The organism is Kribbella sp. NPDC056951 (genome assembly GCF_042674205.1).
Classification (GTDB): Bacteria; Actinomycetota; Actinomycetes; order Propionibacteriales; family Kribbellaceae; genus Kribbella; species Kribbella yunnanensis.
Genome location: NZ_JBHUQZ010000001.1, coordinates 1,156,771 through 1,169,419, shown reverse-complemented (window position 1 = coordinate 1,169,419; position 12,649 = coordinate 1,156,771). Strand labels below are relative to the sequence as shown.

The following is a 12,649-nucleotide window of genomic DNA, read 5'->3' as shown; positions in this document are numbered from 1 at the left end:
CGAACCCCCACCCGCGCACTCACGCGTGTCCGGGTGGGGAAGGCAGGTGTCAGCGGCCTTGGTTCTTGACTGCTTCGATGGCGTCGGCGGCTGCGGCGGGGTCGAGGTACTCGCCGCCGGGGGTGATCGGCTTCAGGTCCTCGTCGAGTTCGTAGAGGAGGGGGAGGCCGGTGGGGATGTTGAGGCCGACGACGGTGGGCTCGTCCAGGCCGTCGAGGTGCTTGACCAGGGCGCGCAGGGAGTTGCCGTGGGCCGTCACGAGGACGGTCTTGTTGGCGCGGAGGTCGGGGACGATCGCGTCGTACCAGTAGGGGAGCATCCGGGCGACGACGTCCTTGAGGCACTCGGTCGCGGGGAGGATCTCCGGCGGGAGGGCGGCGTAGCGGGGGTCGCCGGCCTGGTCGAACTCGGAGCCGCGCTCGATGGCGGGCGGCGGGGTGTCGTAGGAGCGGCGGAAGAGCATGAACTGCTCCTCGCCGAGCTCTTCGAGGGTCTGCTTCTTGTCCTTGCCCTGCAGAGCGCCGTAGTGGCGCTCGTTGAGGCGCCAGGAACGGCGGACGTCGATCCACTGGCGCTCGGCCACCTCGAGCGCGATGTTCGCGGTGCGGATCGCGCGGCGCAGCAGCGAGGTGTGCAGGACGTCGGGGAGCAGACCGCGGTCGCGGAGCAACTCACCGCCGCGGTGCGCCTCCTCGACACCCTGAGCGTTCAGGTCGACGTCGACCCAGCCGGTGAAGAGGTTCTTGGCGTTCCAGTCGCTGTGGCCGTGGCGGAGCAGGATCAGACGATAGGTCATGCGGCGAGTCTAACGAGGCTCCAGCCAGCCCTTGAAAGCGTCCAGATTCCGGGTGGATTCGCCCCGCGAGATCCGCCAGTCGTACTCCTTGCGGATCGAGGAGGCGAAGCCGAGCTCGAGGATCGTGTTGAACGACGAGTCCGCATACTCCAGTACGGCGCCCAGCAGCCGATCCACCTCTGTCGGGGTGATCGCGTGCAGCGGGACGCGGCCGTCCAGGTGGATGTCGCCGAGATGGTCGACCGCGAACGCGACGCCGTACATCTTCAGGTTCTTCTCGAGCAGCCAGCGGTAGACGGCCTCGTGGTTCTCGTCGGGGTGCCGGGCCACGAAGGCGTGCACCTGGACGGCCTGGGCGCCGACCGTCAGCGCGACCGTGGTCTTGAGCTTGCGCTCCCCCGGCAGGTCGGCGCTGAAGACGCCTGGTGAGCTCTCGGTGAACTCGATCTCGTTCTCGGTCAGCACCTGGCGGATCACGTCCGCCGCGGACACTCTCATCCGGCTACCTCCGCAGCCAGATCGGCCGCCATCGACTCCGCTGCGGTCCGGTACGCCGTCAGCGTCTTCCGAGCGGTCAGTTCCCAGCCGAAGCCGCGCGCATGCTTGACCGCTGCCTGGCTCATCGTCTCGCGGGTGACCGGATCCGTCGCGATCCGGGCCAGCGCGTCGGCGAAGTCGTCGACCCGGTGCCCGTCGACCAGCAGCCCGGTCTGCCCGTTCGCGACCGCGGTCGTCAGCCCACCGACGGCTGCCGCGACCACCGGCGTACCGCAGGCCTGCGCTTCCAGCGCGACCAGCCCGAAGGACTCCGAGTACGACGGTACGCAGACAACCGAGGCCGCTCGGTACCAGTCGGCCAACCCGCTGCGCTCCATCGGCTTCACGAACCGGGTCACGTCGTCCACGCCCAGCTCCCGCGCCAGCTCGGCGTGCGCCTCCGGGTGTTCCATCCCGTTCCCCGACGGGCCGCCGATGATCGCGACCACCAGCCGACTTCTCAGCGACGGGTCCCGCTCCAGAATCCGCGCAGCCGCCCGGATCAGCAGATCAGGAGCCTTCAGCGGCTGAATCCGCCCGACGAAAGCCAGGACGACGGCATCCTCCGGTACGCCGACCGCCCGCCGCGCCGCCGCTTGGTCGCCGGGCCCGAACACCTCCAGGTCCACGCCAGGGTTGACCACACCGACCTTCGCCGGCTGAGCGCCGTACAGGCTGATGAGCTCCTGGGCCTCGTCCGGAGTGTTGGCCAGCAGCCGGTCCGCGGACTCGACCACCTGCTCCTCGCCGATCACGCGGGCCGGTGGTTCCGGTACGTCGTCCTCGGCCAGGCTGGCGTTCTTGACCTTCGCCATCGTGTGCATGGTGTGCACGAGCGGGATCGCCCAGCGGTCTCGCGCGAGCAACCCGACCTGCCCGGACAACCAGTAGTGCGAGTGGATCACGTCGTACCAGCCGGGTTCGTGGATCGCCTCGGCCCGCAGGACGGCCCGGGCGAACGTGCACAGCTGGGCCGGCAGCTCGTTCTTGGTCAGGCCCTCATAAGGACCCGCGGCGACGTTGCGAACCGTCACGCCGGGCATCAGCTCGATCCGCGGCGGCAGCGCCGACGTGGTCGCCCGGGTGAAGACGTCCACCTCGATCCCGAGCTCCGCGAGCTGTTTGGACAGCTCAACGACGTACACATTCATGCCGCCGGCGTCGCCGATACCCGGCTGGTCCAGCGGTGAGGTGTGCAGGCTGATCATCGCGACCCGCCGCGGCGGGCGGTCGGCGGACGGCGGGAAACTCACCTCGCCAGCGTACGCCGGTAAGTAGACCTACCACCCCCATGGGAGGCGGACTGAGCCCACTGCGGTGCAGGCGTTGCGCAGAAAGCATGAATGCATGCACAAAGTCCTCGCCGAAGTACGCACGTGGCATCGCCCGCTGATGGTGATGGTGTCGGTCATGGCCGCCCTGGTCCTGGTCTCCTTCGTCGGTCTCCTGATCGACAGCCGCGAGATCCTGAACGAGTCCGTCTGGCTCAAGCCAGCCAAGTTCGGCATCTCCTTCGTCCTGTACGGCGCCACTCTCGCCTGGCTGCTGTCGCGGTTGCGCAAGGGCAAGCGGTTCGGTTGGTGGCTGGGGACCGTGTTCGCGGTCACCGGTGTGGTCGACGTCGGGTTCGTCGCCGTCCAGGCCGCACGCGGCACGTTCAGCCACTTCAACGCCAACACCGACACGTTCAACCAGGTCGGTCAGCAGGTCTTCATGTCCGGCGTTCTCGGGCTGTTCGGCGCGAGTCTCGTGATCGCGATCCTGCTGCAGTTCCAGCGAGTCGGGGATGCCCCGCTGAACCGCGCGATCCGGACCGGCATCGCACTGGCGCTTGCTGGGATGGCTCTGGCCTTCTACCTGGTGGGTGCGAACGGCGCGCGCCAGCAGACTGTGGACGCTTACGGCAACGCGGTTGAGCTGGGCGGTAGCCACGGCGTCGGTGTCGAGGCGGGCGGTCCCGGCCTGCCGTTCGTCCACTGGAGCACTGAGGGCGGCGACCTGCGGGTGCCGCACTTCATCGGATTGCACGCGATCCACGCCCTGCTGGCGGTCGTTGTACTGCTGAGCGTCCTCGCGGTCCGCGTGGTCTGGCTCCGGCCGGAACGGGTCCGCGCCCGGCTCGTCGGTGTAGCCGTCATCGCCTACACCGGTCTGATGGTGACCACCAGCGTCCAGGCGTTCCGCGGGCAGTCGGTCATCCACCCCGACGGACAAACGCTGGGTTTGTTCGGTGGTTTCCTCGCACTCAGCCTGCTCCTGCTGGTGTTCACGATCGCTTCCGCCCGGCGACAGGCCGCCGTACCTGAGACAGGTTCGGACAAGATCCTGGCGGGTGAAACACTGAAGGTATGACTGAACGTCCACTTGCCGTGGTGACCGGAGCGAGCAGCGGGATCGGGGCCGCCACGGCCCGCCGGCTGGCCAAGGATGGGTTCGAGGTGATCGCGGCCGCCCGGCGGCTGGATCGGATCGAGGCGCTGGCCAAGGAGATCGACGGTCGCGCGGTCCAGTGTGATGTCACGTCGGCGGACGACGTGGCCGCACTGGCCGCGACTGTCGGTGACCGGCTGGATCTGCTGGTGAACAACGCCGGTGGCGCGTTCGGCGCCGAGCCGGTGGCCGACGCCGATCTGGACGCCTGGCGGCGGATGTACGAGGTGAACGTGATCGGCGTCGCGGCCGTCACCAAGTCGTTGCTCCCGGCCCTTATCGCCGGGCAGGGCACGATCATCGTGATGGGTTCGACGGCCGGCCAGGTGGCCTACGAGAACGGCGGCGGGTACGTCGCCGCCAAGCACGCCACCAAGGCGGTCGTCGACACGCTGCGTCTCGAGCTGTTCGACCAGCCGGTCCGGGTCAGCGAGATCGCGCCCGGCATGGTCAAGAGCGAAGGCTTTGCCCTCACCCGGTTCGAGGGCGACCAGGCCAAGGCCGACGCCGTGTACGCCGGGGTCGCCGAACCGCTCACGTCCGACGACATCGCCGACATCGTCAGCTGGGTCGCCTCACGCCCGCCGCACGTGAACCTCGACCGCATCACCGTCCGCCCCCGAGCCCAAGCGGCGCAGCACAAGGTCCACCGCGTTCAGTAGGCGTGCGTCGGCGACACCTCGCGCGTGTGCAGTACGACGTCGTACCAGGTGCCCGGGCTGTCACCGGTCAGGTATGAGCCGGGGACTCCGGCGACCCCGCGCGTGCGTGCGGTCTGGTTCAGCCACGCGCGGACCGCGGGCGGTTGCGGCTGCTGGCGTAGGTCGAGCATGAACTGGTCCAGGTTCGCCACACCGAGTCGGTGCTCGAACCAGTCGGGCGCGGCCGGTGGCAGGTCGACCCCGCCGAACGCCGTACCGCGGTCGAACGTGCAGCCGAGTGAGCGGTAGCGATCGCCGTACCAGTCGCGGAGCGCCGTACCGACGTTCGTGAAGGTGGCATCGGGGGTCACGAAGCGCAGGTTCGGAGCGTTCATCGTGTGGGCGTTCGCGGCCCAGTAGATGACCTTGTTGCGGGTGAATCCGTGCCACCAGCGGACGTTCTCGGCCGCGCGTGCATCGCGGTAGGCCCAGATCTCGGCCTCTGGCAGGCTGAATGCGGTGTAGAACGAGCGGATCTGCCGGGCGTGCTGCTCGGTGATCGCGTGATCCCGGTCGTTGGCGCGATGCGGGAGATCCGCGATCAGGTCGTGCACTGCCTCCGCCTTCGCGATGTACGACGCCTTGTCGGCTGCCGGAACTTCGCGCCAGTACCACTGCACGTAGTCGCCGATATCCGTCATGGTCGGCCGGATCGGGTTCAGGGTGCGACGCAGTTCCGACAGGCGGGCCGGGGCGCGGCGGCCGACGTACTCGTCGATCGCGTCGTAGGAGAGATGCCTGGTGGCGAAGTACTCCGCGCCGGCGAAGCGGACCTTGTCGCGATGCGTTGAGTTGTAGGCGCGGAGGTATTCGAACAGCTCGGCGATCTCGTGGGTCCGGGATTCCTTGCTGAGTTGGCGAACCAGCGCCCGCAGATCGCCACGACCGGTGAGCACGTACTCGTTCAGCTGCGTGCCGAGTGACCAGTCGTCCTCGAAGGCGATGGCCCGGAAACCCAGCTCCTCCACGAGAAACCGGACCACTCGCAGCTTCAGCCGGGTGAGTTCCGCCGTACCGTGCACGGCCTCGCCGAGCCCGACGATCTGCGCGCCACCGATCGACCGACGTAGGTCTCCGATCGGCTGGGCGTTGCGCCGGATCCAGTTGTCGATCGGGTCCGCGACGGCCATCGCCGGTGTCCCTAGTGCGGCACCGGCCGCGACTCCCATTGATCCGGCTAACACCCGCCGACGCGTGATTTTGTCCATGCCGATCACTCTGGCCGCGGCAGCACCCGCCAGGCATCCTCCGCTGGAAGGCTCCGCGAATACGCCCACCGCCGTACGCGAAGAACGCCGCAAACTCCTAGCGTGGAGCCATGGCACAACGAGCAATTGTGATCGGCGGCGGGATCGCCGGGCTGACCGCTGCGGCGTCGTTGCTGCAGGCGGGTTGGCAGGTGCAGGTTCTCGAGAGCGCGCCGGAGCTGGGCGAGGTCGGCGCCGGACTGGCCGTGACGGTCAACGGGATGCGGGCCCTGGCAGCGATCGGCGCGGCTGATGCGGTCCGACGATCCGGGTACGCCGTTCGTCCGGCCGGGACCCGGCGTTCGGACGGCAAATGGTTGCTGAGGGCACCTGAACCGGACGCGCTCAACGAGATGGTCGGCATCCACCGCCAAGCACTGCACGCAGCCCTCGCCGGGGCGGCTCGCGGCGCCGACCTCGTCACCGGGGCGCGGGTCACCGCCGTCGAGCCCGGTACGCCGGGAGGCGAACGAGCCAAGGTGATCTGGGGCACACACACCACGACCGCGGATCTCGTGATCGGCGCCGACGGGATCCGTTCCGCCACCCGGGATGCGCTCTTTCCCGGCCATTCGTTGGCCTACAGCGGGTATTCGAGCTGGCGTGCGGTCGTGGCCGATGCGACCACGGCGGCCGATCGGTTCGCGATGGTGTGGGGACCGCGAGCCGAGTTCGGCAGGCTGCGGATCAGCGCTCAGCAGATCTATTGGTACGGGTACGTCGCGTTGCCGACTGGGCACCGATTCTCGGACGAGCTGGCCGGTGTTCACGAACACTTCGCTTCCTGGGCGCCCGACGTACAGGCGTTGATTGCGGCGACTGAGTCGTCGGAGTTGATCCGGCATGACGTGTGGCAGCTCGCGAAGCCCTTGCCGCGATACACCCGTGGGCGTACGGCGTTGATCGGTGATGCGGCTCATCCGATGCTGCCGACGCTTGGGCAGGGGGCGAATTCGGCGCTCGAGGACGGTGTGACGGTCGGGCTGCTGGCGCGGGCGGATGGTGATCTGCGCGACTACGAGAGCGCGCGCTACCGGCGTACCCAGAAGTTGGCTGCCAGGTCGGCGCAGATGGCGCGGGTGGGTGCGCACCTCGGTCGCGGGCAGGCGTTGCGCAATGCACTGCTCCGCTTGACTCCCGCCCGTACGGCGCAGCGGTCGGGCACCCGGGTCCTGGACTGGCGGCCACCGGGGAGCTGATCGCGATTCGTTGCCACGCACCGTGACAGGTAGGATAGAGAGGCTGTGCCTTGCGTCGAGTGGCCCCTGCTGCAAATCAATGCGGCGTGACTCAACACACGCCGTAGCCACCGCCTGACACCCAGTCTACTGCTTGGAGCGCTTCCCCATGCCTGTCCGTAACGACCTGCGCAACGTCGCGATCGTGGCCCACGTCGACCACGGGAAGACCACCCTGGTCGACGCGATGCTGTGGCAGTCCGGCGCCTTCGGCGCCCACCAGCACGTGGACGAGCGGGCGATGGACTCCGGTGACCTGGAGCGTGAGAAGGGCATCACGATCCTCGCCAAGAACACCGCCGTCCGGCACAAGATGGCCAGCGGTGAGACGGTGACGATCAACATCATCGACACCCCCGGTCACGCCGACTTCGGTGGTGAGGTCGAGCGCGGCCTGTCCATGGTGGACGCGATCGTGCTGCTGGTCGACGCCTCCGAGGGCCCGCTGCCGCAGACCCGGTTCGTGCTGCGCAAGGCGCTGGCCCGCCGGATGCCGGTCATCCTCGTGGTGAACAAGGTCGACCGGCCGGACTCCCGGATCGCCGAGGTCGTCGACGAGACCTACGAGCTGTTCCTGGACCTGCTCGACCACGACGCCGACCAGAGCGCCCTGGACTTCCCGGTCGTGTACGCCTCGGCGCGCGCGGGCCGGGCCTCGCTGACCCAGCCCGCCGACGGCGGCCTGCCGGACTCCGAGGACCTCGAGCCGCTGTTCGAGACGATCCTGGCCAACGTGCCGGCCCCGGAGTACACCGAGGACGCGCCGCTGCAGGCCCACGTGACCAACCTGGACGCCTCGCCGTTCCTCGGCCGGCTCGCGCTGGTCCGGGTGCACGAAGGCACGCTGAAGAAGGGCTCCCAGGTCGCCTGGTGCCGCCACGACGGTTCGATCCAGCGGGTGAAGATCACCGAGCTGCTGGTCACCGAGGCGCTCGAGCGGGTGCCCGGCGACTCGGCCGGCCCCGGTGACATCGTCGCGATCGCCGGCATCCCGGAGATCATGATCGGCGACACCCTGACCGACCCCGAGAACCCGAAGCCGCTGCCGCTGATCACCGTGGACGAGCCGGCCATCTCGATGACGATCGGTACCAACACCTCGCCACTGGCCGGCCGGGTCAAGGGCACCAAGGTGACCGCCCGCCTGGTCAAGGACCGGCTCGACCGTGAGCTCGTCGGCAACGTCTCGCTGAAGGTGCTGCCGACCGAGCGTCCGGACGCGTGGGAGGTGCAGGGCCGTGGTGAGCTGGCGCTGGCCATCCTGGTCGAGCAGATGCGTCGCGAGGGCTACGAGCTGACCGTCGGCAAGCCGCAGGTGGTCACCCGCGAGATCGACGGCAAGCGCCACGAGCCGGTCGAGCGGCTGACCATCGACTGCCCCGAGGAGTACCTCGGGACCGTCACCCAGCTGCTCGCGGTCCGCAAGGGCCGGATGGAGCAGATGACGAACCACGGCACCGGCTGGGTCCGGATGGAGTTCCTGGTGCCCGCGCGTGGCCTGATCGGCTTCCGCACCGAGTTCCTCACCGACACCCGGGGTACCGGTATCGCCCACCACGTCTTCGAGGGTTACGAGCCGTGGTTCGGTGAGCTGCGCACGCGCCCGTCCGGTTCGCTGGTCTCCGACCGGGCCGGCGCCGCGACGTCGTACGCGATGATCAACCTGCAGGAGCGCGGCACGATGTTCGTCGAGCCGACCACCGAGGTGTACGAGGGCATGATCATCGGCGAGAACTCGCGCGCCGACGACATGGACGTCAACATCACCAAGGAAAAGAAGATGACCAACGTCCGCTCGAACGCGGACGAGTTCGAGAAGCTGGTGCCGGCCCGCAAGCTCTCGCTCGAGCAGTCGCTGGAGTTCTGCCGCGAGGACGAGTGCGTCGAGGTCACCCCGGACGCGATCCGGATGCGCAAGGTCGCGCTGACGCAGATCGAGCGCGCCAAGCTGGGGCGCAAAGCCAAGGCCTGATAAGCCTTTTCGCAACACGGTTCGGCAACGCCGACCCCGACGACGTGCGCCGAATTCCACCGGTGTGATACACCGTTTTTCGGCCCGTCGTCGGGCAGATACTTCTGGATCGTTACCAACCAGATGGCGCTGCCCGACGTCTGACTCTGTGAACAGCAAAACTTCAGTTGGGGGAAGGAAACACCATGGGCATGCTGCGTAAGCTCGGCGCCACCGTGACCGCAGTCGCATTCGTCGGGGTCGGTGCTCTGACAGTCGGTACGACGGCACAGGCCGCGACCGTGGCTCCGAAGGTCGCACCCAAGACCGCCGTGGCCGTGCCGCAGAAGGCCGCCGTCAAGACCAAGTACATCGGCCGCTACCACCTCGACCCGCGGTGCATGAAGGGCCGCGTCATGTGCGCCAACAAGAAGACGCGCAAGATGGTCTACCTGATCAACGGCAAGACGATCTACGTCCTGGACGCCCGCTTCGGCGGCTCCAAGACGCCGACCCGGAACGGCCAGTTCAAGGTCTACCGCAAGTCGAAGAACCACGTCTCGAAGCTCTACAAGTCGAAGATGCCGCTGGCGATGTTCTTCAGCGGCGGCCAGGCCGTCCACTACTCGTCCGACTTCAAGGCCCGCGGCTACAACGGCGCCTCGCACGGCTGCCTGAACATCCGCGACAAGGCCAAGCTCGCCAAGATCTACGCCCAGATCAAGATCGGCGACAAGGTCGTCGTCTACAGCGGCTGACATATCGTTCGTTGACAGCGGCCGGGGCTCACGCCTCGGCCGCTGTTGCGTTCCCGAACGCCTTGTACAGCCGCGGCTCCACCAGACAGAACGTCGCCGTCACGACACCACTCGCCGTACGACGAACTGTCCCGACCGCGATGTCGGCCGCCGACTGCGCCGGCCACCCGAAGATCCCCGCCGAAACCGCCGGCAGCGCCAACGTCTTCACCCCAAGCTCGTCGGCGATCCGCAACGCGTTGCGGTAACACGATTCCAGCAACGCCGGATCCCGTTGCCCAGCGTTGTAATTCGGTCCGACCACGTGGATCACGTACGACGCCGGTAGCGCCCCCGCAGTCGTCCACACGGCCTCACCGGCAGATGCACCGCGGGGATAGCGCTCGATGAGTTCCGCCAGGATCTCGGGACCACCGGCCCGGTGAATCGCGCCGTCGACACCGCCTCCGCCGCGTAAGGCGTGGTGGGCGGCGTTCACGATCGCGTCGGCGGGCACGGTGGTGATGTCCGCCGTACTGAGGACGATCTCCATGCGGGGTTCTCCGGTCACGAGTTGCTTACGGCGGATGCGGGGTGGTGGTGAGTAATTTACGCTGGGGGGTCAACAAAAGTGGCTGTGAGGACGTCCTACGGGGTACGGGGACAAGGTCGACTGAGGGGTGTCCGATGCGCGCGCTGATCATTCGCAACGTGGTGGCCGGGGTGGTCGCCGGGGTGGCGGTTGCGGTGGTGGCTGGGGCTGGGGTGGTTGCGAAGGCGACGCCGGCTGAGGTGAAGGTGGTGCCGTTCGAGGTGAGCGGCGAGCTTCCGATCTACCCGAAGGCCTTGTACCGGTACGGCGCGGTGAGTGTGAGCGTGCGGAAGCTCGAGGCGCGGTTGATCCAGCTGAAGCTGCTGGACAAGCGGTATCTGGACAACGAGTACGGGACGATGACGCGGTCCGCGGTGAAGAAGTTCCAGCAGTCCAAGGGGATTCCGCCGCTCGGGTATGTCGACCAGAACACGTGGGACAAGCTGGCTGCGGTCACGAAGGAACCGACGCAGAAGGAGCTGTACCCGCCGGTGCCGGTGGTCGACGGGCGGAAGCTGGACTCGCGGTGTGCGACCGGGGTGGCGTTGTGCATCGACAAGACCACGCGCAAACTGCGGTACGTCGTCGATGGCGTCGTGAAGATGCAGTTCGACGTACGGTTCGGGGCGGTGAAGACGGCGACTCGTGAGGGTGGCTTCACGGTCGGCTGGAAGAGCCGGAATCACGTGTCGAAGCTGTACGACTCACCGATGCCGTACGCGATGTTCTTCAGCGGCGGCCAGGCCGTCCACTACTCGTCGGACTTCGCGGCCCGCGGCTACAACGGGGCGTCACACGGCTGCGTGAACGTCCGGGACCTGGGCAAGATCAAGATCCTGTTCGACCAGGTGCACGTCGGCGACAAGGTGATCGTCTACCGCTCGTAGCGGTACCTCAGAGCGGACGGGGGCCGCGGCGGCGGCGGATGCCCCAGCCACCCCGGCCACGACCGGTGGCGGCGCGCAGGGCGGGCCGGGCGTCGACGAGGTAGACACCGGCGGCCGCGATCCCGATCAGGCCGAAGAAACTCAGCCATCCCTGGAAGAGCTGGCTCAGCGAGAACACGACCAGGATCAGCACCCAGCCGGGCTTGGTCAGCTTGTCCGCGGCGAGGAACACCGCCCGCGGCCGGAAGGCCGCATCGAGGAGCGCGACCAGCTTCAGCCCGAGCAGCACCCACCAGATGATCTCGAACGGGCCCGCGAACCCCGGGAAGAGGTTCGGGAACGTGGCGAGTGGGAGCATGCCCCGAGCCTAGCCGAAAGACCGGGCGGCCCACCCCCGTCATGCACAGGTGCGGGCCGCCCAGGCGGAACTTTCACCCAGAGTTGGGTGAATTACTACTGTCAGTCGCCAACCTTGGCGGCCGCGTCGGTGGTGGCCTTGGCGGCCGTCTTCGCGGTCTTCTTGGCCGCGGTGGTGGTCGCCTTGACGTTGCGCTGCGCGGTCTCGGCGGTCTTCTTCACCGTCGTGCGGGTGGCCTTGGCCTTGCTCACCGTGGTCTTCGCGGCGGCCTCGAGGTCCTCGGTGGCCTGCTGCGAGCGGATCCGCTCGACCAGGTCCTTGCCGCGACCGGCAAGGTCCTCGTAGGTCTCCTCGGCCTGGCCGAGCACGGTGGTGAAACCGGCCTGCGCGACGGCCGGCAGCTCACGCAGCTTGGCCGGGGCGGTGCGGGCATCGGCAACCAGGGCCTCGAAGCGCTTGGTCAGCTCGGCCTGACGCTTGGTCAGCTCCGCGGTGAGCTCGCTCTGGCGCTTGCTGATCTCGGCCTGCACGGTCTTCTGGTCGAGCTTGGCGAACCGGGTGGTGACGTCGGCGCCGACAGCGCGGACCTTCTCCACGGCCAGGTCGCCGGCACCGGCGATCGCGTACAACGGGGTGACGGGCGTACGGGTAGCCATCAGGCTTCTCCTTGAATTTTCGGCGAGTTGGTACTGCGGGGTCGTGCAGGGGTCTTCTTGGCCGCGGCCCGCTTCTTCGCAGGCTCCTCGGTGGGCGTGTTCTCACGGACGAACGAGGCGTACACGTCGAGCAGAACCCGCTTCTGCCGCTCGTTGAGCGAGGGGTCCAGCAGAACGGCATCAACCACCCCGGAGGCGCGTTCGCCGTCCGAGCTGTCGTCCGGATCGAGAATGCCGGCCCGTACGTACAAGGTCTCCGCAGAGATCCGCAACGCCTTCGCAAGCTGCTGCAGCACATCGGCCGACGGTTTCCGCAGGCCGCGCTCGATCTGGCTCAGGTACGGGTTCGACACTCCAGCCAGATCCGACAGCTGCCGCAACGACAACTGCGCCTGCCGCCGCTGCTCGGCCAGGTACTCCCCCACGGAGCCCACCGACCCGGCAACACGATCACTCAATCTGGCCATACCCACAGTCTGCTAGCAACCTGCTTGCAATTGCAAGCAGACCCGCAGTGAC

General features: G+C 67.9%; 14 protein-coding genes. 6 read left to right on the top strand and 8 right to left on the bottom strand.

Annotation, left to right across the window (positions count from 1 at the left end; genetic code table 11):
- Positions 1–49: 49 nt before the first annotated feature.
- Genes ACFTSF_RS05550 through mshA form a run of 3 tightly spaced genes read right to left on the bottom strand, consistent with a single transcriptional unit; the run spans position 50 to position 2,541 of the window.
- Entirely contained in the window at positions 50–796 is a 747-nt protein-coding gene (locus tag ACFTSF_RS05550; protein WP_380152648.1) for a phosphoglyceromutase, read from the bottom strand.
- A 9-nt stretch (positions 797–805) separates the two neighbouring features.
- A complete protein-coding gene (locus tag ACFTSF_RS05545; protein ID WP_344159599.1) occupies positions 806–1,294 on the bottom strand; it encodes a YbjN domain-containing protein in 489 nt (162 codons plus the stop codon).
- A complete protein-coding gene (gene mshA, locus ACFTSF_RS05540; RefSeq protein ID WP_380153083.1) occupies positions 1,291–2,541 on the bottom strand; it encodes a D-inositol-3-phosphate glycosyltransferase in 1,251 nt (416 codons plus the stop codon). Before mshA ends, ACFTSF_RS05545 begins: the two co-directional genes overlap by 4 nt.
- A gap of 139 nt (positions 2,542–2,680) precedes the next feature.
- On the opposite strand from mshA, the gene ACFTSF_RS05535 reads away from it, so the two are divergent.
- Together ACFTSF_RS05535 and ACFTSF_RS05530 are read left to right on the top strand one after the other, a co-directional pair.
- The gene (locus tag ACFTSF_RS05535) at positions 2,681–3,685 is read left to right on the top strand and encodes a hypothetical protein (RefSeq protein WP_380152647.1); all 1,005 of its coding nucleotides are present in this window, start codon (positions 2,681–2,683) and stop codon (positions 3,683–3,685) included.
- Entirely contained in the window at positions 3,682–4,425 is a 744-nt protein-coding gene (locus tag ACFTSF_RS05530; protein ID WP_380152646.1) for an SDR family NAD(P)-dependent oxidoreductase, read from the top strand. Before ACFTSF_RS05535 ends, ACFTSF_RS05530 begins: the two co-directional genes overlap by 4 nt.
- Here the strand turns inward: ACFTSF_RS05530 and ACFTSF_RS05525 are convergent.
- A complete protein-coding gene (locus tag ACFTSF_RS05525) occupies positions 4,419–5,672 on the bottom strand; it encodes an erythromycin esterase family protein (RefSeq protein WP_380152645.1) in 1,254 nt (417 codons plus the stop codon). The two genes, ACFTSF_RS05530 and ACFTSF_RS05525, sit on opposite strands and share 7 nt — an antisense overlap.
- A gap of 110 nt (positions 5,673–5,782) precedes the next feature.
- Here ACFTSF_RS05525 and ACFTSF_RS05520 point away from each other — a divergent pair, with 110 nt between their 5' ends.
- The 3 genes from ACFTSF_RS05520 (at position 5,783) to ACFTSF_RS05510 (ending at position 9,658) form a co-directional block, all read left to right on the top strand.
- The gene (locus ACFTSF_RS05520; RefSeq protein ID WP_380152644.1) at positions 5,783–6,910 is read left to right on the top strand and encodes an FAD-dependent monooxygenase; all 1,128 of its coding nucleotides are present in this window, start codon (positions 5,783–5,785) and stop codon (positions 6,908–6,910) included.
- Between the two features lie 148 nt (positions 6,911–7,058).
- Complete coding sequence (typA, locus tag ACFTSF_RS05515; protein WP_344159582.1) at positions 7,059–8,921, top strand: translational GTPase TypA; 1,863 nt, start codon at positions 7,059–7,061, stop codon at positions 8,919–8,921.
- 185 nt (positions 8,922–9,106) lie between these two features.
- Positions 9,107–9,658: a L,D-transpeptidase gene (locus tag ACFTSF_RS05510; RefSeq protein WP_344159579.1), complete on the top strand. Its 552-nt coding sequence runs from the start codon at positions 9,107–9,109 to the stop codon at positions 9,656–9,658.
- 28 nt (positions 9,659–9,686) lie between these two features.
- On the opposite strand, the gene ACFTSF_RS05505 is transcribed toward ACFTSF_RS05510, so the two are convergent.
- Entirely contained in the window at positions 9,687–10,190 is a 504-nt protein-coding gene (locus ACFTSF_RS05505; protein WP_380152643.1) for a macro domain-containing protein, read from the bottom strand.
- A 134-nt stretch (positions 10,191–10,324) separates the two neighbouring features.
- Between ACFTSF_RS05505 and ACFTSF_RS05500 the strand changes: the two genes are divergently transcribed.
- Positions 10,325–11,116 carry a L,D-transpeptidase family protein gene (locus tag ACFTSF_RS05500; RefSeq protein ID WP_380152642.1) on the top strand — a complete coding sequence of 264 codons (792 nt, stop codon included), beginning with the start codon at positions 10,325–10,327 and terminating at the stop codon, positions 11,114–11,116.
- A 7-nt stretch (positions 11,117–11,123) separates the two neighbouring features.
- Here ACFTSF_RS05500 and ACFTSF_RS05495 read toward each other — a convergent pair whose 3' ends face one another.
- The 3 genes from ACFTSF_RS05495 to ACFTSF_RS05485 all read right to left on the bottom strand — a co-directional run bounded on the left by ACFTSF_RS05495 (position 11,124) and on the right by ACFTSF_RS05485 (position 12,597).
- A complete protein-coding gene (locus ACFTSF_RS05495) occupies positions 11,124–11,474 on the bottom strand; it encodes a DUF2516 family protein (RefSeq protein WP_344159570.1) in 351 nt (116 codons plus the stop codon).
- A 101-nt stretch (positions 11,475–11,575) separates the two neighbouring features.
- The gene (locus tag ACFTSF_RS05490; RefSeq protein WP_344159567.1) at positions 11,576–12,130 is read right to left on the bottom strand and encodes a hypothetical protein; all 555 of its coding nucleotides are present in this window, start codon (positions 12,128–12,130) and stop codon (positions 11,576–11,578) included.
- Positions 12,130–12,597, bottom strand: coding sequence for a helix-turn-helix transcriptional regulator (locus ACFTSF_RS05485; RefSeq protein WP_344159564.1), 468 nt, complete (start codon positions 12,595–12,597; stop codon positions 12,130–12,132). The genes ACFTSF_RS05490 and ACFTSF_RS05485 overlap by 1 nt, the downstream gene beginning before the upstream one ends.
- Positions 12,598–12,649 lie beyond the last annotated feature (52 nt).

Bases quoted from the DNA above. Each gene is read 5' to 3' on its own strand.
- ACFTSF_RS05550 (WP_380152648.1), bottom strand. From the start codon at position 796: ATGACCTATCGTCTGATCCTGCTCCGCCACGGCCACAGCGACTGGAAC.
- ACFTSF_RS05545 (WP_344159599.1), bottom strand. From the start codon at position 1,294: ATGAGAGTGTCCGCGGCGGACGTGATCCGCCAGGTGCTGACCGAGAAC.
- mshA (WP_380153083.1), bottom strand. From the start codon at position 2,541: ATGATCAGCCTGCACACCTCACCGCTGGACCAGCCGGGTATCGGCGAC.
- ACFTSF_RS05535 (WP_380152647.1), top strand. From the start codon at position 2,681: ATGCACAAAGTCCTCGCCGAAGTACGCACGTGGCATCGCCCGCTGATG.
- ACFTSF_RS05530 (WP_380152646.1), top strand. From the start codon at position 3,682: ATGACTGAACGTCCACTTGCCGTGGTGACCGGAGCGAGCAGCGGGATC.
- ACFTSF_RS05525 (WP_380152645.1), bottom strand. From the start codon at position 5,672: ATGGACAAAATCACGCGTCGGCGGGTGTTAGCCGGATCAATGGGAGTC.
- ACFTSF_RS05520 (WP_380152644.1), top strand. From the start codon at position 5,783: ATGGCACAACGAGCAATTGTGATCGGCGGCGGGATCGCCGGGCTGACC.
- typA (WP_344159582.1), top strand. From the start codon at position 7,059: ATGCCTGTCCGTAACGACCTGCGCAACGTCGCGATCGTGGCCCACGTC.
- ACFTSF_RS05510 (WP_344159579.1), top strand. From the start codon at position 9,107: ATGGGCATGCTGCGTAAGCTCGGCGCCACCGTGACCGCAGTCGCATTC.
- ACFTSF_RS05505 (WP_380152643.1), bottom strand. From the start codon at position 10,190: ATGGAGATCGTCCTCAGTACGGCGGACATCACCACCGTGCCCGCCGAC.
- ACFTSF_RS05500 (WP_380152642.1), top strand. From the start codon at position 10,325: ATGCGCGCGCTGATCATTCGCAACGTGGTGGCCGGGGTGGTCGCCGGG.
- ACFTSF_RS05495 (WP_344159570.1), bottom strand. From the start codon at position 11,474: ATGCTCCCACTCGCCACGTTCCCGAACCTCTTCCCGGGGTTCGCGGGC.
- ACFTSF_RS05490 (WP_344159567.1), bottom strand. From the start codon at position 12,130: ATGGCTACCCGTACGCCCGTCACCCCGTTGTACGCGATCGCCGGTGCC.
- ACFTSF_RS05485 (WP_344159564.1), bottom strand. From the start codon at position 12,597: ATGGCCAGATTGAGTGATCGTGTTGCCGGGTCGGTGGGCTCCGTGGGG.